Here is a 19,898-nt window from a genome sequence, read left to right on the forward strand (position 1 = left end):
AATATTCCGCGCCGGTAAGGACGATTACCGCGCCATCGCGGCGGCGCAGCCAGCTAAGGGGTGATCGTCCTTTTGCTGTAAATTGACACGGTCGCGCCTCCAAATTTCTTGTGAATCAACGACTTGCGAAAGAGTCGACGTTATCGATATAAAGGGAAGTCGGAAAGCCTTGCCGCGAGCGGCTTTCCGGACGGTCGCCGTATCAATCTGCAGCAAAAGGACGATCCCCCCTTCCAGCGCACGGTGCTTTCGGGACTTCGCATCGCCCGCGTCTCCGATTTCATATCGCTGAAGAGGGAGATCGAGGCGTATGGCGAGACACTGGACGGTCCGTTCCGTCGGGCGCGTCGCATCTTGACTGACTTCGGTCGTGACACGCCTTCAAGTACTGTGTCGTTGTGGTCTGCTGATGCCGATGACAATACGTCGCTATCCAATGATGAATGGAGCGATAACATGGATCGGGCCTACGGTAAGCTGTCCGACTACTTGGACGATCTGAACCGGCTCTCTAACGCGTTTCTCGAAGGGTTGGAGAAAATTGAGATAGGCGAGTGGAACTGAGGCGCAAATGGTCACCCTAGGGGTAAAGGAGGCTGGCCGACAGCGATAGGCCCCATGCTGCCTGTCTTAAGGCTATTCACAGACAGGCAGCGGTCGTTCTCTGCTGCATTAGGCACCGTCCTCTCTCGCCCCCGTAGCTGCCGTTCCATTTCGGGCTTCCCGAACGACGGGGATGTGCTGTCGTTATCCGGGACTGGGGGCTCTATTTGCTGCAATTCGCTCGATGTGGCTTGCATGAGCGGAGGCTACACAGATCTCAGTGATGGTCGCCCGAGTCGGTCCTGCCGCCTCTCGACACATGCCTCGACGTGCATGGGTCGCGTGCGGGGCTAAGGCATAATGGCACGCTGCGATCAAGCAAACCAGAGATATCGAAGCACGATAGCCGGCGTAGATGTTCCCGGCCCGATGAGCGCGTCGCGCTTCTGGAGCGGGAGCTTGAACTACGATGGCTTCGACGTTAATTGAGGCGTTATCGGACCGCTAGCGCCGAAGCAACGGACAATGCAGGAATTACCTCAGAAACATGGCGGAAATGGGTGAAAGAAATGGCGCGAGCGGCAATCTGGTCGACGTCGACGTACGCAGTTTCAACGAACTGTTTTCTCCGGAAAGCTGGCCGCTTGCAGTGGATACTTATCAGCGCGGCTTTGTGTGGCGCAACGACAAGATCGCGCAACTGATAGACGACTTGGTCGCCTATCAGCGGAATCAGGATCCCAGGCCCCCTTACTTTATGGGCACGGTATTGCTCCATCGGAGTGCCGAGAAACAGAAGCGCTACGTGATCGACGGGCAGCAACGGTTGACCGCTTTATGCGTGCTCTACCACTGCCTTCACAATAAGTTGCCGCAATGCGCGTTGCGCTATTCGCCTGCGTCGGCGCGCTTGATCCGTGCGGCGGCGCTTCAATTCCGGCAAGCGACGACGAGGCTCGACGCGACGTTGTTCGAGCACGTGGTGTTTACCGTCGTACAGGTCGACCAGGTGGACCTGGCGTTCACGTTCTTTGATACCCAGAACAATCGCGGCGTGCCTCTGCATGCCACCGACTTGCTTAAGGCGTATCACTTGCGGGCGGTCACCGGCGAGACGACCGCTCAGCAGGAAAACCTGCAGACACAGTGTGCCCGCCGCTGGGAGCAACTGCAGAATAGCAAGCCGGTGTTGTCCCACGAACAGGCGTTGGTGCAGACGATGTTCACGCGCTTCCTGTGGCGGGCCCGGCGCTGGACGGGCAAGCGGGCACTCGAGGGCGATCACGACGCGCTGCTGCATGAATTCCAGTCGCAAAGCTTGCAGGCGAGCGCACACAACACAGTCCCGCTCTATCAGGCCCGCAGCAACCGGCGGGCCCTGTCGCTCATGCTTGCCGAGGATGGCCACGGTGCGTTGCAATTGACTGAGATTTCGCTGAGCCCGCATGCTGCGGACTTACCTTTTGCGATTCGGCAGCCGATCCATCGTGGCTTGGGTTTCTTCCTTTACGCAGACAAATATGCCGCAATGCTTAGGCAGTTGATGGGGGACGCGACCACCGACCGAGACGTGCTTCGCTTTCGCGACGTGTACCGCCGGCTGGTGCGAAGGAACTCGCTGTTCCTCGAGGAGATCTTCCTGCTCGCCGTGTTGTTCTATACGGACCAGTTCGGCAGCGAACGGCTGTGGGAATTTTCGCTCTGGCTCGAGCACGCATTGGGGGCGGTGCGGGTCGAGAAACAGCAGGTCAGGCTGGAGACCGCGCAGAAATTCTTCCGCGATGCGCCGGTGATGAACCTGCTGGACGTGATTGCCGGCGCCTTCACTCAGGACCAGGTCATCGATCACCTGAAAAGCCAGCGCTACGACAGTTATCGGAGTGAACAGATCGACATGGAAAAGAGCGGCGTCCAGGCTACATACAAGCAAGCGGTTCTCGATTACTACGGGCAGCCGTCCGATTGCAGCCTCGCCGCGAAGGGCGAGTGGGTCGCGCGGCGACTGTCTGCGGGGTAAGCATGGCGACGATGCAATTGAAATCCAAGCTGTACAGCTTGGCGAAGCTCACGAACGAGCGTCCTCATTGGCGCTTCAACGTGCCAATCTATCAGCGACTCTATGTCTGGGGCGAGGATCAGGTACAAACGCTTCTCAACGACCTTATCAACGCATTCGAGCGGGGCGAGTCGATCTTCTACCTCGGCGGCGTGCTAATCGTGGAACAGTCCGCTCCCGGCGCGGACCGGGCGACAGCCGCGCGCGCGTTCGACCTGATCGACGGCCAGCAGCGTTTCACGACGCTCTGGATGCTATGTCACGCTTGGCGGCGTGTGCTTGAGCCGTTCCTGACGGTGCCGTCCGGCCGAGCGAAGGAACCGAGGCTGCGGTTCGCCATTCGCCCGGAGGTCAATCGGATGCTTGACGCGTGGACCAACCATGACCCTGCGTTCGTCGATTCGGACGATGCCGGTCTCGAGCGCATGGGACAAGCCGTCGAGCGCATGAAGCAGGTGTTTTCCGCTCGGGCGCAAGCCGCGTCCGGAACTTCCCAGCCGATCGATTGGGACGGCCTCACTGGGTTCGTGTTCGACAAGGTGAAATTCGTGGTGACCGAGGTGCCGCGCGAGACCGACCTGAACAAGTTGTTCGAGGTGATCAACAACCGCGGCGTTCAGTTGCAGCACCACGAGATCCTCAAGGCGCGCATGTTGGATGCACTGGGCGAGCGCGAACGTGCGAGTTTCGCGGTGCTTTGGGACGCATGCGCCGACATGGACAACTATTGTGAACGCAACCTCGCGGCGCTGTCCGGCTTGCCAGCCTACGAAGTCCATGCACTGTACGCAGGCGGGCGGCTGGGCGACGGCAACGCCGTGCGAGATGCCATGGCCAGCCGTCTGCAGGCCTCCGGCGACCATCAGGCGCTGGACCTAGCGGCCATCCTTGGCGCCGAGTCGGACGACGCCGGCGATGCAGCCGAGGACGAAGCCGCCATCATCCCGGGGCGTGTGCGCTCGATCGTCGGGTTTCCCTTGTTGCTGCAGCATGTACTGCGCGTCTGGCTATGCCGGCACAAGCGGCCAGACTTGCCCCGTATCCTGGACCGTGAGCTGTTGACGCTGTTCGATGCGCATTACTTCAGCGCCGCAACGAGCGCGCAAGACGTTTGCGAATTTATCGACCTGCTTTGGCAAGTGCGGGTGCTGTTCGACTTCCACGTGATCAAGTGGGTGGACCGCGGTAACGAGGACATCCACCTAATCAGCAGCGTGACGACAAGCACCACGACGACCAAAAACGGGAGCCGAAGCTACATCAACCGATCGAGAGATGCCGAGTCCCACCGCGGCTTCGCGTTGCTGCAAAGCATGCTGTATCACTCGCAGGAGATCACGACGCACTATTGGCTGACCCCGTTGCTGTCGTTCATGGTGCGGCACCCCGACGCGAGTGTCGAGGCGTATTTCTGGTTCCTGCAGCACCTCGACAACCATTTGCTTTGCTCGGCCTTGGAAACATCCCTGGCCTGCCGCACGCGCTCGTTCATGGAAGACCCGTGGCAGCAACGGCGCCTCGTGTATCAGGACGTGCTGACTGAGCCGGGCGGCGTGAACTTTGCGCATTACTGGTTTTACAAACTTGAGTTCGTGTTGTGGCACCAGCAGGTACGACAGTCGGAAGAATGGCAGCGCTTCAGGCTTACCGCAAAGAATTCTGTCGAGCATATTTCACCGCAAACGCCCAGCAAGCGAGACGACAATCGGGCCGATCAGATGATGGATCGGTTCGGTAATCTGGCGCTCGTTTCGCGCAGCATCAATTCCGAATACGGGAACCTGCCATTCAATGAGAAGCGTCAACGCTTCCTGAATAACAACAAATCCAAGCTCGACTCGTTGAAGATGGCGCTGATTTACGAAAACGAAACATGGAGCGACGAACTAGCGCGGACACACGAGCAGGACATGCTGAAATGCTTCGACCATTATATCGCGTCGTGTAAGACCGGCTCATAGTGGCAAGCAAACGAGGCGCCATGCTGGCGGTTCGTCATGGCGGCGCGGCATGGCAGAGGGTTGTACCATAAGGCGAGGGCGCCGGCTGGCAAGCTCAGCCGCGAACAGGCATAGCCTTCGGTGCCGCCATCGGCAGTGGCTGCATCGAATGGGCCGGACGGCCACATTTGGGCTACTTCGGCGCAGTATTGGCCGTACTGACTGTTGTCATGACTGTGTGGCTCAAGAAGCCAGCAGAAGCTGACGAGTAGAAAATGGTTTGCGGTCCTTGTGGGTTGTTACAATCAGTAACATACGGGTTTGTTCCCTGGTGCCCTAGACCGTTTGTATAGCGGCGCCTCCCTACATTTCAGTTGATAGGATAATCAATGTCAGACGCGGGCCTCGCCACACCGGTATCGGGAGACATCAAACTTCGATTTCTCGAGCTGTGCCAGTTTCGTCGCCTCGGCAAGGTCCAATTGGACCTAGACAAGAAGACCACGATCTTGGTCGGCGCTAACAACAGCGGGAAAACCTCGGTCCTTGCAGCTCTCCGGCATTTCCTTGCGGATGGAGCCCCCTTCGGCGCTTTCGACATCAGCCTCTCTCAGTGGCCAAAACTGCGAGCGCTTGGCAAAGCATGGGAAGCACTAACGGAAGACCCATCAACGGTGGCTGGATCCGAAGAGCTGTGGAAAGAGCAGCTCCAAACGCTTCTAGCGGCAATGCCGACGTTGGACCTCTGGTTTGATGCAGAGGCTGGTATGTACCACTATGTCGCACCATTCCTTTCCAAGTTCAGCTGGAAGGAGGGCGCTGTCGGCGTTCGCTTGCGACTGGAACCGGCAGCCAGCGTTGATGAGCTGAAACAGCTGGCCTGGACGTATTGCACCGCGCGCTCACCCGTAAAGGATATGGGTGTGGACTCGCTGGCGTGGCCTATTGACCTTCTCGATTTTTGGCTACGTGAGCCATCGAAGCTCGGCCAAGTTCGCGCGTACAAGCTAGACGCAGATAACAACCCGGTGACGGGTTTCACGACCTACGCTACTCAGCCGCTGGCCGCAGACGCCAGTCCAATTGAGCGTAAGCACCTGTCGAAGTTGATACGCGTTGACTTCGTTGCAGCTCAGCGCGGGCTCGGCAGCGAAGAAGCTGATTCGCGGTCGGCCTCGGGCCCGCATCGGGTCGGCATGTTCTCTAACCAGCTTCTCAAGTTTGCCCGACAGCACTTGAACGTTGCCAGTACTGGGCACGGTCATCGTGCGGACCTTATCAAGGCGGTAGCCGAGGCGCAGAAGGACTTGGACAAGAAGATTCACGAAGCCATCGCCGATTCGGTTGAGGAGGTGAAGGAACTCGGATATCCGGGTCTACATGACCCACAGGAGATTCGCTTCCGCACACGCATCCAGACGGCTGACTTGCTCGACCATGGGACCGCTGTCCAGTACAGCATGCAAAAGGAGTCGCTTGAGGAGCTCCTCCCAGAATACTCTATCGGGCTTGGCTACCAGAATCTACAGTCGCTCAGCTACCAGTTGGTCTCCTTCAAAGCAGCCCGACTCAAGCCTGAGAAAGGGTCACCGGCACCCGTTCACCTGGTGATGATTGAGGAGCCAGAGGCGCACCTCCATGTTCAGGTGCAGCGCATCTTTCCCGACAAGGCGCACCAGCTCATCAGCCCTACTGAGAAAGATGCGTCGGCGCTTAAGAGCCAGCTACTCATCAGTACCCATTCGAGTCATCTTGCTCATGCGGAGAACTTTGACCGGCTTCGGTACGTTCGGCGCATCGCGAAGAGCGCGGCGAACTCCATGCCGACGACCGAAGTTGTCAACCTTGGACAGATTTTTGGTGATGACAAGAAGACCCGCCAGTTCGCGGAGCGCTACTTCCGCGTTCAGCACACAGACCTGCTGTTTGCCAACGCGGCCATTTTCGTTGAGGGCGTTGCGGAACGCATGCTGGTACCGCTTTTCATCGAGCGGGACTTCAAGGCACTGAACAGCCGCTACGTGTCCTTTCTTGACATCGGCGGGAGCCATGCCCACCGACTCAAGCCGCTGGTTGAGAAGCTTCGGATTCCCACGGTCATCATTACCGACATCGACCCTTCCGAAGAAAAGGAAGCAAAGCCCAAGAAGAATGGTGAGCCGACTAAGAAGCTGGTCGCCGTTGCGAACACTGGTCAAGCTGGACTTCACTGCGGTAACCCAACTCTCCGCGGCTGGCATCCGAAGCTGCAGAAGCTCGACGATTTCCAGAATCCGACTGACGCTCAGTTGGTCTGGAACGAGACCGCTGACTGCCTTGTGCGGTTCGCCTGGCAGTTGCCCGTTGCCGAAGCGGACGGCAAGTGGCCTAGCACGTTCGAAGATTCACTCGTTCTCACAAACATGGCCTGGTTCAAGAGCCTGATGGATGAGAAGGTTGATCAGTATGGCGTAGAGATTGAGACACCGACTGGTGCACTTCGCTCTGTTTCCAAAAGAGTTGCTGAAGCCGGGAGCGTTCCAGAACTGCTAGCCGCTCTCCACACGCTCATGCACAACTCGTTCAACAAGGGGGACTTTGCTGCGAGCATCTTCGAGATGGTCTCGACGGAAGAGCCGGTCACATGCCCAAAGTACATCGCGGACGCTCTAGGCTGGCTGCAAACGCAGCTTGAACCGAACCAGGAGCTGATGGGATGAGCACAGTTCCCATGGTTGCTGATAACGACCGCGACGCTGGAGTTGTCGAAGAAATCTGCGGCTATCTCACTGAGGAGCCTCCCCGCAGCTACTTCCTTTTCGCCGGCGCGGGCTCGGGGAAGACACGTACGCTTGTTGAAGTGCTACGTCGGCTGACGGGTGTCCTGGAGCACGAGAAGGGTCGCCAGCTTGCGCGGCGCCTGCGGATGTACGGGCGGTCCATACGAGTGGTCACGTACACCAAGAACGCGGTCTCGGTCATCAACGGACGCCTCGGGGATAACGACTTGGTCGGGGTATCGACCATCCACGCGTTTTGCTGGGAACTCATCAGTGGATTCAATGATGACATCCGAACGGCGCTCATAGCTGTCAAGGAAGCTAAACTCGAAAAAGAAACTGCGGAGGCCCTAGCAAAGCCAAGAGGTATCACGCCGGCTAAACAGAGGGACCTTGATGAAATCAAAGCAGACATTGAGGCGTTCAGAACGACGGATGTGTTCATCTACCACCCGGACCGCAATACATACGGCTCCGGAGCGCTTGCTCACAACCACGTGCTCGACGCAACGGCCTGGCTCCTGCAGAACAGGCCTACGCTCCAGACCATCCTCAAAGACCGTCACCCCGTCGTACTCATCGACGAGTCCCAGGACACGATGAAGGGCATGCTGGATGCCTTGATGGGCCTTGCGGAGCCGAGGGGGAGCGGCCTCACCCTCGGATTGCTTGGCGACCATCGGCAACGCATTTATACCGATGGGCACTCGGACCTTCCAAGTTTGGTTCCGCCGAGCTGGGCAACGCCAGAGCTGCGAATGAACCATCGCAGCCAGCGCCGAATCGTCACCCTCATCAACAGAATCTGGGAGGCGGAGCTTGAGGGCCGGACCCAACCTGCAAATGGTGTGGAACAGCATCCAAGAACAGAGAAGACAGGCGGGGTGGTTCGGCTCTATGTGGGTGACACATCGCTTACGCCGGAGGAAAAGGTGCGCGGCGAAGGTTGGTGCGCAGATCAGATGCGGCAGGCAAGCGGGGCAGCCGCCTGGAGCGAAGGTCATTTTCAGCTGCTCGCCTTGGAACACAAGCTCGTCGCTACTCGCGGCTCGTTTCTCGATGCGTTCGATGCCATGGTCCTGCTAGACCCGAATGCTGCCGCACCTACTGGAAGTGGCGAAAACAAGGGGCCTGCTGCCGCACAAGTTTTATTGAATGAGCTTGCCCATCTTGAAGCATGCGTTGGCTCCGATGGTGCTGTGGACGAGTTCAAGGCCACAGACGTTTTTCGGCGCTACGGCCGCCTCGACAACATGCCCGAGGGCACGGCGGCGCGAGCAAGCCGCGTCGACGAAATGCGTAAAGCCATTGCAGCTTTCGCCACCGCCTGTGCGAATCCGAAGTCCACCGTGGAAGAGGTGCTTGCCGCGGTCTTGAGCGCAAATCTGTTTGAGGTTGACCATCGTTTTTTGGCCGCGTATGCCGACAAGTCGCCTCCACCTCCAGCGCCCGGCCGAGGCGAAGAGGAGTCAAAACAGGACCGGATGCGTCGTGGCTGGTGCGCGCTATTTGCTGCCCCCTGGAATCAGCTCCAAAAGTACCGCTCCTACCTTGCGGGGAATTCGGTGCTTGCCACCCACCAGGTCGTCAAGGGCTCAGAATTCCGCCATGTCATGGTGGTGATGGACGACAAGTTGGCCGGCGGCAACCAAATTTCCTATGACAAGATTTTTGGGGGCACGAAGCTCAGCAAGACGGACCTGGAGAACGCGGATAAAGGCAAGGAGACGACTATTGACCGCACCTTGCGCCTCCTGTACGTTACCTGCAGCCGCGCCCAAGAGTCGTTGGCGCTTGTGCTCTGGTCTTCCGACCCGGCTGCTGCCCTGGCGCGAATCAAAGACAGCGGCTGGTTTGCCGACGGCGAATTTGAAGCGATTCAGTAGCCCGCTCGGCGCCACGGTGGAGTTCGCGATCGCCCTTGCCGTGGGCACCGCAGGGACTACGTTGCTAACAGGCATTGTCTGGCGGGTCGCGATTCCTTTGTTCGTATGGGGTCCGTCGTACACGGCCGTGTTCCACGAACGGAGTCGTGCCACAGCGGATTCCCCGTTCGATATGAACCAGCTCCGAGCCATGTCTGTCTCGCGTTCGCGTGCACGCTGCAGCCCGCTATCTGGCTCGTGGAATCGTTCGTGATGAAATGTCCACTGGATATGAGGGCCAGCGACGGCATCGAACATTCTTCAATGGTATCCCTTTGATTTCGATGCAATTTACCGGGATAGTTGCCCCAAGCATTCATGCGGGTTTCCGGGCGGCGCTCACAAGAAATTCCCGTAAAATCAATAACTTGCTGACTGGGTCATTCCCTGCATCCGCTGATGTATCGATCGCGACACGGGCATGCCGGCAGGGGAGGGATGGTAAGCCTCCAAGAAGCCTAATCGCGGCCGACGGACGGACCGACGCCGAGCGGGGATGTAGGTCGTGATCCGCAGGTCTTTGAGACGAGCTGTCCACGCGCCGCCACTCCAAAGCGCGTGAGTGCCTGGACTGCAGTGCATTGCCCGCTTTGCACGGATGCCGCAATCCGCACCAGCTCGTCCCAGGCGCACTCAATGAGGCTTAGTCGAACATCTGCATCCGTGACAGCAGCCAGTTCGCTAGGCACATCATGATGCCTGGGAACATGCAGACGTCTGTCGCGCAGGTGGGACAGTCGCGGACAGAGATCGAAGCCCAACAGCCGTGACAGACTCATTGCGAAATCTGTAAAGCCGTGCGTATCCACTGCAAGTTGCGCTACGTCTTCCGAACCGCCTTGTCGGATCACGCCCTCGATCGCTGCACCGGCTTGGCGCTGAATGCCACCCAGTCTAGGTACGGAGAGCGTCGCTGCTGGCGCGCACCACAGGAGAGTAGTTGTCGAAGGGGTTTTCGTCTTCATAGCATAAGCTCCATCTACTTGTCAAATACCGGGACACACTGTTGGCATTCACTTACTCATAAGTCAGTAATATAGCGGACAGATGGGTGCCTGAAGAACGAGCGCACGAGCTTCGGGTCGCGTCGAATTTGTGCAAGCTGCTCGTGAATTCGCGGACCCAGCTTTTCGCCTTTTTGCAAAGGGGATCGCGCGACGCCGTTGCGCTTGACGTGACTCCACACCAACTCATCCGGATTGAGGTCCGGGGCGTAACCAGGCAGGAAATGCAAGGTCAGTTTGCCCTGCGTACTGGCGACGTAGTCCTTGACGATGGCTTTCTTATGCGCTGGCAATCCGTCGACGATCAGATGCACCGCCTTCTTTCGATTGAACATCAGCTTCTTGAGCAGCGTGACGAACAACTCACCGCTGAGCCCGCCTTCGTACGTTGCGAACCAGAAGGCACCTTTCGAGTTGACGGCGGACGCCGCGCTCATGCTTTGCCGTTGGCCGGGACGCTCGACAATGGGCGTTTCGCCGCGCGGCGCCCAGGTCTTTCCATGCACCGAGTCAGCGCGAAAGCCCGATTCGTCCCAGAAGAAGATATCCGCCTTCTGCTCACGAGCCTGCTTGGCAATGGCCGGATACGTGTCGTGCCGCCAGCGATCGATTGCCTCTGGATCGCGCTGGTAAGCGCGCTGCAGCGGCTTTTGCGGCGTCAGGTTCAGGCGTGCCAGCATCGCGCCGATCGAGGCCAGACTCAGCGTCACGCCGAACTTTTGCTGCACCAGTTCGCGAACCAGGTTGCGCGTCCACAGCCCAAAATCGAACCCGTACTGCATCGGATTCTTTCCGTTGATCCATCGCAACACCCGCTGCTCCTGCGCAGGCGTGAGCGTGCGCGGGCGACCTGTGCCTTTGGTCGAGCGCAGCGCCCGTACACCGCGGCCGCTCGCCTGGGCGCGAATCTTGTATGCCCACGACCGATTCATCCCGAACGATGCCGCGACATCATCCGGATGCTCCCCCTCGGCCATGCGTTGCACCGCCAGGATGCGCATTTCTTCAAGCGTGTTGTGAGCCAGGCTGCGGCCGTCGTGCTTCATGAGCGCTCCCCTCAATGACCATCGCTCAAGGATAGACTATTTGTCCGCCAAATTCCTGACTTATGAGTAAATATTGACCGGTCAAAGGGAAAGCAAGGAACATCCTGAGCTTTTTGGCGGCAGGAACATCCCTCCTATCTCCTTCGCTTGGGCACCCCCGGACAGAGGGGGTACTGACAGCCCTTTCGTTAACCATAATGAAGAGTGCAGTGGGCACGTTAGATGTCACACGAAACAAAAAGGGGGGGTCATGAGAGGCCAAATCTCGCTATTGGTGCGTCCGCTTGCCAGCCTAACCGGAATTGCATCCACATTCCCGAAGCAGGCCCTCATCGATTATTTCGCTGCCCTGGGCTGGCAACTTAGCTTCACTCCGGGCGCACGCCTGCCGGACGCAGATGACCCAGCCGACCATCCGGACGAGATTGGAGATTTCTGCCGTTCACTGGCACCAAATCCGCCAGGTACTTCTGCCCCAGGAGTCGTGATAGTTGGTGACATGTCCGTAGAAGGCCCTTGGATTAACGGGGCGCTTCTGGACTTAGACCGGCGTGGCGTTTGTGCAATTTTCTCGCAATCCGCTGCATTCGAAAGAAACGACCCGGAAGAACAATTCGAAATCTATGCTCATGAGATTGGGCATATGCTCAACCTCTCACATGATGATGCCGACGATACTTTTCCCACTGTAATGAATCAATGGGATGAGCGTTCTGAAGTCAATGATCGCAAGGAAGTTTGGAATAAAGCAATCTCAGCTGGAAGTTCCTTTCAGAAAACGAATCTTCCTATCTTCTTCGGAAATGGAAAGAGAAGGCCTATCGGACTTCCCATGTCAGCAACCTGCTGCGATTGGTTAGCGCAAACGCCTCCCCTCGATATCATCCCCTGGAATACGCGCTTCAAGGATTTTACCAGCGCCGGCGGTAATGATATTTCTCGTGGACTCGTCGAATGCCGGCTGGTATTACAGATCGCAAAGGGCTCTGTGGCGCAGCCGGTCGATTTTCAGATTCAAATTACACCGAAACTAGATGCCCAAAGCATAACGCTGCCGCAAAATCTCGACTTGCGAAGCGGCTTGGTAGAATTTCATGTCATATCTCCAGATGGGCAGCGCAGAAAATACAAGAAGAGAGCGCTGACTTGCGGGACCGAGCGAATAGATATGGCACCGCGATCAGCTATCCGCCGAAATTACTCACTCGCCGCGGACAGTGCAGGGGTGCTGTTCCCAACGCCAGGCATCTATGGCCTCCAAGCCGTCGTTCCAACACTCGGAGCACAGAGCGATGTCGTCGACTTTGTGGTCGAATCGCCAGTTGGCCACTTTGGTGACAGAGCGTTCCAGGAATTTATCACGCGCGATTTCCCGCGCAACGCTGCCGCAGGCTGGCGAGCCGTAGAGGAACTTCTTGCCTCTCGTGAAGTTCCGGCCTCGACAAAGGCATTTTTAAAGAGCAAGGCGGCGGCACGAAAACTTCGCCCCTTTCCCTCTCTGGACGAACTTCAACGAGATGCCGCTCCGCGGATACAGGAGCGAGACGTATTGCTCAGGGTCGTAAGACTAAGGCAAAAAAAGAGTGGCGAAAACGGCGATTTGGAAAAAGCGGTTGACGCTGCCGAAGATGTTTTCAGAGCCACCGACGACTCTAACCCCAGCCTCATGTTTCTCGAACACGTGCGTCGAAGCACCAAATCGCGCCGCAACTCGAAAGGAAGCCAATGAATATGGCCTCGAAAAAAATTGCAGCACTTTCGGCGTTCGTTATCGGACTTACAGGTTGCACAACGACCTACGTCGGTCACAAGCTGCCGCCGAGTGGGCAACTTCCCGCGGGGACGTCGACAGGCATTCCCTTTGTGATGACGAAGCCAGAGTACTCCGTCGACATCGCCGCCGACGCTAGCGATCCAACCCAGGCCGTCTACACACTGAAGGCTACGGACGTTCCTGATGCAACGCAACGCTACACCATCGCTCTTGACCCTGCGCTATTGGTCGATGGGACATTCGATTACACCTTTGGCGAGCAAGGGAATCTCTCCGGAGCAACGGCAACCAGCACATCCAGGGTTGTCGCAACCCTTGAATCGGCAGTGACGTTTGCCATCAAAACAGCTGCGGCAGCGGCTGCGCTGGATATGGGAACCGCTCTTGGTCAGTATCGCGCTATGCTCAGGACATCCAAAGCTGCAGTCTGCACGAAGAACAAGACAAATTTGCAGATCGATAATCTAATAGGTCAATTATCGGCTGATGCATTGAGTGAACAAACATCAGGTGATCCCAAAGCTAAGGAGAAGGCGGCCTCTCTCGCGGCCTCACGCTTTCACTATCTCAACCAGGACCAGAAAGCGTGCCTGGCTGCCGTTGCGACCGAAGCGGATGCAGAAGCTAAAAGGCTCTCTGCCACTCCAAAATCGAACTACGACAAAGCACTTAACAAAGCAAAGCCTGCAGCTACAGATGCAATGTCGAAGCATTGGTTGGCGATGTTAGAAGAGGCAGTCAAGAATCGTGACGTGGCGGCGATTGACAAACTTGCTAAAGCAAATGTTCCGGCTCCCGTCAAGGACGTTTCCAGCCCCGCAAAGACGCTCGCGAACGCCGAGCTCGACGCAAAGCGTCTGAGCCTTATGGCGAACCAATTCGCATCCATGGCGCCCGAAGTCTGGAGAGCGCGACATCTTCAGTATCTAGAAAGCCAGCTGGGCCAGAAGAAGCTAGAGAAGCTCGTACTCGATAGAAATGGTCGGAGCACAAAGCAACTCGACGACACTATCTCTCGTTTGAACGGGGAATGGGCTACAACGCTCAGCGAGCCAAGACTCGTGCAACGAGTCGCAGAACTGGATACGTTCCTTGCTCGAGTCCGCGTTGTTCCGTCCGGGGGAGGACAGCAAGCCCGATACGCTGCTGCAGAGTATGTTCAGCTGCGCGAAGAGCGTGACAAGCTCCAGGACCGAATCGATAAGATCCGAAGTGAACTTCTAGCCAAGAACAAGCTTGTCGATGCTGGGCCGGAGAAGACCAAGATCACTGCCCGTACAGATGTACCCGTACAGCTTGTTAAGTCGACATTTATTGATGCTGTCAAAGCAAATCCTGGTGCCTACAGCGATCTTCCTGAGTATGTTCTCGTGGTAGACGGGCCAATGGAAGGCCGCACAGTATGTTCAACTCCGCCGTGCAATCCGTAAGCAGGAGGCAACGATGAAGCGCACACTAGGTTTTGTGTTGATCGTGTGTTCGGTTCTGACTGGCTTGCCAGGCTGCGCCACCAAGGTTCACGTCAGCGCTCTGAATCAAGATTTGAAACCTAACGAAACCGTAGACGGCCTGCCATTCCGAGCCCGCGAGCGATATCAAGTTCGCCTGTACCAATTCAACGGGTTGACCTATGAAGAGGTAGATGCAAAGCCGAGAACTGCGAGTCTCGCGAACCTGGATGCCCTCTACGTCATGCGGGTAAGTGGTGGAGCTCTCTCCGATGGTACGGTCGCCGTAAAGTTGCGAACTGACAATACGTTGGAAAGCGTGAAAGTAGAATCCACGAGTAAAGGTCAGGACGCATTGAAAGCAGTCGGACAAGGCGCGAGCGACCTTGCCGATGCTAAGACGGCCCGCCAGAAGGCAGCAGCTGATAAGGCAAAAGCAGCAGAAGGGGAAATAAGTGGCAGCGAGGATGATCGGTTCGCGGCGCTTGAGGCCAAGCAGGCAGCAGACTTGGCTGTAGTTGAGTTGGCCGAGTTGTCGTCGACAGCGACACAAGTGGAGCGAGTCACTGCAGAGCAAAAGATCGTACGACTTCGGCTCCTAGCGAATCAAAAGGCGCGACGAGCAGGCCTTCAGGCCCCGTACCCTGATGCCGGAGGTTGACCAGCATGCGCAATTCGACGGCTCATCGAACGACGCAGGTATGGGACGGTCGCGCGGCGATGCTGGACGCCATCTATTATGACCGAAGCTAGGCACCTGCACGCCGAACGCGACACACCTGAACGGACCTAAGAATTCCCTCAAACGTCGGTTGCGATCTGCGCAAATAATGCCCAGATCCGTGCGTAGCCTATTCGAGCTGAGCGGAGATAGGTACATTGCGGAGGGGATCTATCCGAGCATGTTGAACGCAGGACTTAAGCTTTCCGGTGAGTTGCCGTCAACGATAAATTGTACGATGCGGTGCGTGAACAAAGGTGCTCGTCCTGCGTTTGGCCGACCCTTATCCCGTCGACTGCAAACTATCTGCGATCAAACATGCGAAATATTGTCAAGGCATCATCGGATGAACTACACCAAGCCGTGTTGAAAGAGATCGAGGCATTGTTGACGCAACTCGGCAGCGATGCAACCGATCCGCGCCTCGCGCAGACGATGGCGCTGGTAAGGGACCTCATCAAGCCGGTCCAGGCCAATCTCGTGCAGCGCATCGAGGAACTCGAGCGTGCTGCACGCTGGGATACCTTCACGATTGCCTTCTACGGGGAAACGAATGCGGGCAAGTCGACGATCATCGAGACGCTGCGCATTCTCCTGAACGAGCGAACCAAGACGGATGCGCGGACCCAGTTTCGGCAAAAACAATTGGAGCTCGGGTTGTCTGAAACAGCGTTCTCCGCATTGCAGAAGTCTCTTGACGAAAGCGGCGCCAAATTGTCTGCCGAGCGTGCACGAACCACCGAGCGCCACGCAGAACTGGCCGCGACCGAAGCCGCGCTCGCCGAGCAGTTGAGCAGGCTACGCGACCAGATTGCCTTCAAGAAGCAGGCGGCTCCCCTCTGGCGCAAGATCTTGTATTTACTCAGCAAGTTGCCAGAAGAGGCCGAGCTTGCGCGCGAAGAACAACGAAGAGAGGCGCTTCAGGCGGCGAACGCTGCTGAAAAGAAGGAACTCGATGCCCAATGTGCCGAGGCGGAGCGCGTGCACCAGGCCTTGGATGAGAGATTGAAGAAGACCCAGGCGGCGCTCGACGGCCTGACACCGTGGGCAGACGGCACCATCATTGGAACCGGGCGTTCCGACTTTACGATCGATACGCAGGGCTATCAATTCGAGGCCAACGGTCAGCGTTTCGAGTTGCTCGATGTGCCCGGCATCGAGGGTAAGGAAGCACGCGTGATGCAAAGCATCCTTAGCGCCGTGCATGGCGCACATGCGGTATTCTATGTCACGGGCAAGCCAGGCGCGCCCCAGACCGGGGGCGAGGAGGGAGCGGGCACGCTTGAAAAGATCCGCGCACACCTGGGCGACCAGGCCGAAGTCTGCGCGATCTACAACAAGCGCATCACCAATCCAATGCAGCTCGAGACCGGCAAGCTCATCAACGCCAGCGAGCGCAGCAGCCTGGGCGTTCTCGACGAGACCATGCACGATCATCTGGGCGAACGCTATCAGGGCTGTCATTCATTGAGTGCATTGCCGGCGTTTCTTGCCGTGGCCGACTGCCTTGTACCGTTCTCGGACGCCGCGCGAAGCCGTGCCAAGTTTCTCGCGAAGTTGGGGGAGAAGAAGCTGCTGTCGAAATCTGGCTTCCAGGACTTTATCGATTGGCTGACGAGTGACATGGTGGCCGATTGCGATGCGCGCATCCGCATCGCGAACGTTGGCAAAGTCCGCAGTGCTGTACAGGAGGCAACGGGTACGATCACGCTGGCGCAGCGCGATCGCTTCGCGCCTCTGGCGGCACAGCTTAAGCGCGACTGGGCGCACGTGGATAAGCAACTTGAGCTGGCTGTGACCGGCCTGATTCCCGCCTTGCATAACCGTGCCAGCTCCGCAATCCATGTGTTCGAGACCGCCGTTCGTCGCCAAGTCTACGCGCGCATCGACGGTGGTATCGGCAACGATGATCTGAAGAGCGCGCTCGGCGCGGTCATCCGCCGCGAACAGGAAACGCTTGAGTCCGAACTGCCTGTGGCGATGAAGGTGCAGCTAGAACAGTTCCAGCAAGACGTGGCCGATCTGCTGGAACGCTTCCAGGCGCGCGTGGAGGAACTGCAGGAAGCGTTCCGTGGCATTGACTCGCATTCCCTGCAGGGCGGCCTTGAATTGAACATTTCCTTCGATAGTGGTGTGAAGTACATGCCGCTGGTGGCGGCGCTTGCGGGCGGACTGATGATGCTATGGAATCCGGCCGGCTGGGTGAGCCTTGCTATCGGCGGCGTGACCCTCGTGGTAAGCGTTGCCAAGGCCCTATGGGGGTTGATCGACAGCGACTACAAGAAGTCGCAGCAACGCAAAGCGGCTAACGAAAACATCGAGCGCGTGGTGGGCCGGATGCGCGACGCGATGAAGCAGAGTTGCGATGAAGTGGCGGAGAATGTCGCCGAGCGTATCGGAGAGATTCGCGAGAATGTTCAAGGGTCGGTCGAGCAGGCAGCGCAGGTGAATGCGACGCTGATCAAGGTGTGCGCGAATCTTGCGAAGTTGTCCAAGAAAATGTCCGAAAGAGAGGCGGTGTAATGGAACAGACACTCGATTCATTCAAGGAAGAACAGGCAGGAACGCTAAAGGTGCTGCAGGAGCTTCAGGCATTCCTGGAGCAGGGCGAGGTATTCGGTATTGGCGTAGATCCGAATGTGAAGTCCAAGCTATCCAATGCGATTCGCAGCATCGAAGGCGAGAAGCTGCGCGTCGTACTGATCGGAGGCTACTCGGAAGGCAAGACTGCGATCGCGGCGGCCTGGCTCGAACGGCTGGACAAGTCCACGATGAAAATCAGCCACGAGGAATCGTCAAACGCGGTGACCGTCTACGAGGCGGGCCCGGACTGCCTGCTCATCGATACCCCCGGTCTGTTCGGCTTCAAGGAGCAATTCGACGAACAGACGAACACGATCGAGAAATACAAGGAGCTCACGCGCAAGTACGTGAGCGAGGCCCATCTGGTGGTCTACGTGATGGATCCGGTCAACCCGATCAAGGAAAGCCACGGCCAGGAGCTGACGTGGCTCTTCCGCACGCTGAATCTGTTGCCGCGGACGGTCTTTGTGCTGAGCCGGTTCGACGCGGTCGCGGATGTGGCCGACGAACACGACTATGTGAGTCATCTGGCCATCAAAAAGGAGAACGTGATAGGACGACTGCGGGATCTGATCGCGTTGAACGATACCGAGACCACGGACCTTGCGATTGTTGCGGTAGCGGCCAATCCCTTTGATATGGGCACCGAGCATTGGCTGGAGAACCTTGACAGCTTCCGCGAGCTGTCGCGTATCGGGCTGTTGCAGCGTGCAACGTCCGAAAAAGTATCGGCGGCCGGTGGCATTGGGGCGGTGGTCAATGAGACCAAGCGGAGCATCGTCCGCGATGTACTCGGCAAGCAGTTGCCGATCGCCGTGCACAACGACGAGAAGATCTCGCAGGAAGTCGTCCGCCTTGAAACGATGAGCCAGCAGCTCAGGAAGCAGCTCGTCACCGCCGATGGCCGTATCAACGAGGTCCGCATCGGCTTGCGCCGGTTCGTGACGGACTTCTTCACAGATCTCATCCTGCAGGTCCGCGGACAGACGACCCATACGTTTGCGGAGTTCTTCGAGCGGAACATTGGCGCGGACGGCATCGTCCTCAACGCGAACCTGCAAAACGAATTCGACCAGCAGACACACTCGGTGAAGATCGAGGTCGGCAAGATGGTAGTGGGATTCGACGCCGAGGTGAGCCACTTCAATGCAACAGTGCGCGCGTATGGCAAGCAGGGTATCGATTATGTCGTCAAGGGCGGCCTGATCAACAATGCATCGGTACTGGCAGCACGCGATGGGTTGGTGGGTGCCGCGAAGATCGTCGGGCTCGATCTTGGCAAGATGCTGAAGTTCAAGCCGTGGGGCGCGGTCAACCTGGCGAAGGGCCTCAATGGCCTGCTGTCGGTGTTCGGTCTCGCGCTGGAGATCTGGGATTCGTGGGAGGAGGCCAAGCGCCAGCAGGCCTTCCGCGAAATGATCGCAAAGACCGTGGACAACTTCGAGAAGCAGCGTGCGGAACTGATTGCCCTGATCGATGGTCCCGATTTTGACGCGCAGTTCTTCCCCGAACTTGTAGAGCTGCGTAACAATGTCGGTGAGGTCGAACAAAGCGTGGCGAACGGACAGATGAAGCGCGAGCAGTTCCATCGCTGGCGCGAGCGCGGGGAAGCGATCGACGCCGAGTTCAGGATGCTGGACGCGGCCTGAGGTTGGCCGGCTACCGCCGATGGCATGGAGGTGCCTTCGGCGGTGTTCGAAGCTGCTTGGCGCGCTACTCAGTAGCCTCCGGGAACAGGACCATCATCATCATCCGCGTGGTCCACGGCAAGGCTTGACCATCGATTACATGGGTAGCGAGCCGGTTTCCGTTGAATATTCGCAGGTCTTGCGAACCAAAGGCTTCCCGCGAAGACACCGAGCCATTTGCTGTGGGCATTTGGCCAGGAAAGAGAGTAGGCGAGTTGCTTCCTGCATGTGACCAGCGAGCGCGGCAAGCGGTTGTAGAGTCGGCCGGTTGGCCGCGGAATCGCTGCATCGAAGATGCATCGGTCCCAGGCGGACAGGGCTCGACAGGGCTTAACAGGCTGCTGAAGTACTAGCCGCGTAAAAAGCGAAGCTTCCCTCTACAAGCCTGAGGGGCTCGCTATTTTTCACAAT

General features: G+C 57.7%; 11 protein-coding genes and 1 pseudogene. 10 read left to right on the top strand and 2 right to left on the bottom strand.

What is annotated here, in order from left to right; translation table 11 throughout:
- Positions 1 to 123: 123 nt before the first annotated feature.
- The 5 genes from AC1Q7H_RS35725 to AC1Q7H_RS35745 all read left to right on the top strand — a co-directional run bounded on the left by AC1Q7H_RS35725 (position 124) and on the right by AC1Q7H_RS35745 (position 9,184).
- Entirely contained in the window at positions 124 to 564 is a 441-nt protein-coding gene (locus AC1Q7H_RS35725; protein WP_492316734.1) for a hypothetical protein, read from the top strand.
- 526 nt (positions 565 to 1,090) lie between these two features.
- Positions 1,091 to 2,560 carry a DUF262 domain-containing protein gene (locus tag AC1Q7H_RS35730; protein ID WP_492316735.1) on the top strand — a complete coding sequence of 490 codons (1,470 nt, stop codon included), beginning with the start codon at positions 1,091 to 1,093 and terminating at the stop codon, positions 2,558 to 2,560.
- Between the two features lie 2 nt (positions 2,561 to 2,562).
- The gene (locus AC1Q7H_RS35735) at positions 2,563 to 4,560 is read left to right on the top strand and encodes a DUF262 domain-containing protein (protein ID WP_492316736.1); all 1,998 of its coding nucleotides are present in this window, start codon (positions 2,563 to 2,565) and stop codon (positions 4,558 to 4,560) included.
- A 368-nt stretch (positions 4,561 to 4,928) separates the two neighbouring features.
- Positions 4,929 to 7,238, top strand: a complete 2,310-nt coding sequence (locus AC1Q7H_RS35740) for an AAA family ATPase (RefSeq protein ID WP_492316737.1) — start codon at positions 4,929 to 4,931, stop codon at positions 7,236 to 7,238.
- Positions 7,235 to 9,184 carry a UvrD-helicase domain-containing protein gene (locus AC1Q7H_RS35745; RefSeq protein WP_492316738.1) on the top strand — a complete coding sequence of 650 codons (1,950 nt, stop codon included), beginning with the start codon at positions 7,235 to 7,237 and terminating at the stop codon, positions 9,182 to 9,184. The genes AC1Q7H_RS35740 and AC1Q7H_RS35745 overlap by 4 nt, the downstream gene beginning before the upstream one ends.
- A 563-nt stretch (positions 9,185 to 9,747) precedes the next feature.
- On the opposite strand, the pseudogene AC1Q7H_RS35750 reads toward AC1Q7H_RS35745, so the two are convergent.
- Positions 9,748 to 10,104 (bottom strand): annotated as a pseudogene (locus AC1Q7H_RS35750) (Tn3 family transposase); the annotation flags it as partial.
- 140 nt (positions 10,105 to 10,244) lie between these two features.
- Positions 10,245 to 11,273, bottom strand: a complete 1,029-nt coding sequence (locus AC1Q7H_RS35755) for an IS630 family transposase (RefSeq protein WP_492316739.1) — start codon at positions 11,271 to 11,273, stop codon at positions 10,245 to 10,247.
- A 250-nt stretch (positions 11,274 to 11,523) separates the two neighbouring features.
- Here AC1Q7H_RS35755 and AC1Q7H_RS35760 point away from each other — a divergent pair, with 250 nt between their 5' ends.
- The 5 genes from AC1Q7H_RS35760 (at position 11,524) to AC1Q7H_RS35780 (ending at position 19,448) form a co-directional block, all read left to right on the top strand.
- On the top strand, positions 11,524 to 13,002 hold the full coding sequence (locus AC1Q7H_RS35760) for a hypothetical protein (protein ID WP_492316740.1): 1,479 nt from the start codon (positions 11,524 to 11,526) through the stop codon (positions 13,000 to 13,002).
- Positions 12,999 to 14,477 carry a hypothetical protein gene (locus tag AC1Q7H_RS35765; protein WP_492316741.1) on the top strand — a complete coding sequence of 493 codons (1,479 nt, stop codon included), beginning with the start codon at positions 12,999 to 13,001 and terminating at the stop codon, positions 14,475 to 14,477. Before AC1Q7H_RS35760 ends, AC1Q7H_RS35765 begins: the two co-directional genes overlap by 4 nt.
- Before the next feature lie 13 nt (positions 14,478 to 14,490).
- Positions 14,491 to 15,156, top strand: coding sequence for a hypothetical protein (locus tag AC1Q7H_RS35770; RefSeq protein WP_492316742.1), 666 nt, complete (start codon positions 14,491 to 14,493; stop codon positions 15,154 to 15,156).
- Between the two features lie 378 nt (positions 15,157 to 15,534).
- Positions 15,535 to 17,739, top strand: a complete 2,205-nt coding sequence (locus AC1Q7H_RS35775; RefSeq protein ID WP_492316743.1) for a hypothetical protein — start codon at positions 15,535 to 15,537, stop codon at positions 17,737 to 17,739.
- Positions 17,739 to 19,448: a LeoA/HP0731 family dynamin-like GTPase gene (locus AC1Q7H_RS35780; RefSeq protein WP_492316744.1), complete on the top strand. Its 1,710-nt coding sequence runs from the start codon at positions 17,739 to 17,741 to the stop codon at positions 19,446 to 19,448. The genes AC1Q7H_RS35775 and AC1Q7H_RS35780 overlap by 1 nt, the downstream gene beginning before the upstream one ends.
- The last annotated feature ends 450 nt before the right edge of the window (positions 19,449 to 19,898 follow it).

This window comes from Cupriavidus sp. GW823-FHT06D04 (assembly GCF_058795055.1).

Excerpts from the sequence above, each read along its gene's own strand:
- AC1Q7H_RS35730 (WP_492316735.1), top strand. The coding sequence starts at position 1,091 with ATGGCGGAAATGGGTGAAAGAAATGGCGCGAGCGGCAATCTGGTCGAC.
- AC1Q7H_RS35735 (WP_492316736.1), top strand. The coding sequence starts at position 2,563 with ATGGCGACGATGCAATTGAAATCCAAGCTGTACAGCTTGGCGAAGCTC.
- AC1Q7H_RS35740 (WP_492316737.1), top strand. The coding sequence starts at position 4,929 with ATGTCAGACGCGGGCCTCGCCACACCGGTATCGGGAGACATCAAACTT.
- AC1Q7H_RS35745 (WP_492316738.1), top strand. The coding sequence starts at position 7,235 with ATGAGCACAGTTCCCATGGTTGCTGATAACGACCGCGACGCTGGAGTT.
- AC1Q7H_RS35755 (WP_492316739.1), bottom strand. The coding sequence starts at position 11,273 with ATGAAGCACGACGGCCGCAGCCTGGCTCACAACACGCTTGAAGAAATG.
- AC1Q7H_RS35760 (WP_492316740.1), top strand. The coding sequence starts at position 11,524 with ATGAGAGGCCAAATCTCGCTATTGGTGCGTCCGCTTGCCAGCCTAACC.
- AC1Q7H_RS35765 (WP_492316741.1), top strand. The coding sequence starts at position 12,999 with ATGAATATGGCCTCGAAAAAAATTGCAGCACTTTCGGCGTTCGTTATC.
- AC1Q7H_RS35770 (WP_492316742.1), top strand. The coding sequence starts at position 14,491 with ATGAAGCGCACACTAGGTTTTGTGTTGATCGTGTGTTCGGTTCTGACT.
- AC1Q7H_RS35775 (WP_492316743.1), top strand. The coding sequence starts at position 15,535 with ATGCGAAATATTGTCAAGGCATCATCGGATGAACTACACCAAGCCGTG.
- AC1Q7H_RS35780 (WP_492316744.1), top strand. The coding sequence starts at position 17,739 with ATGGAACAGACACTCGATTCATTCAAGGAAGAACAGGCAGGAACGCTA.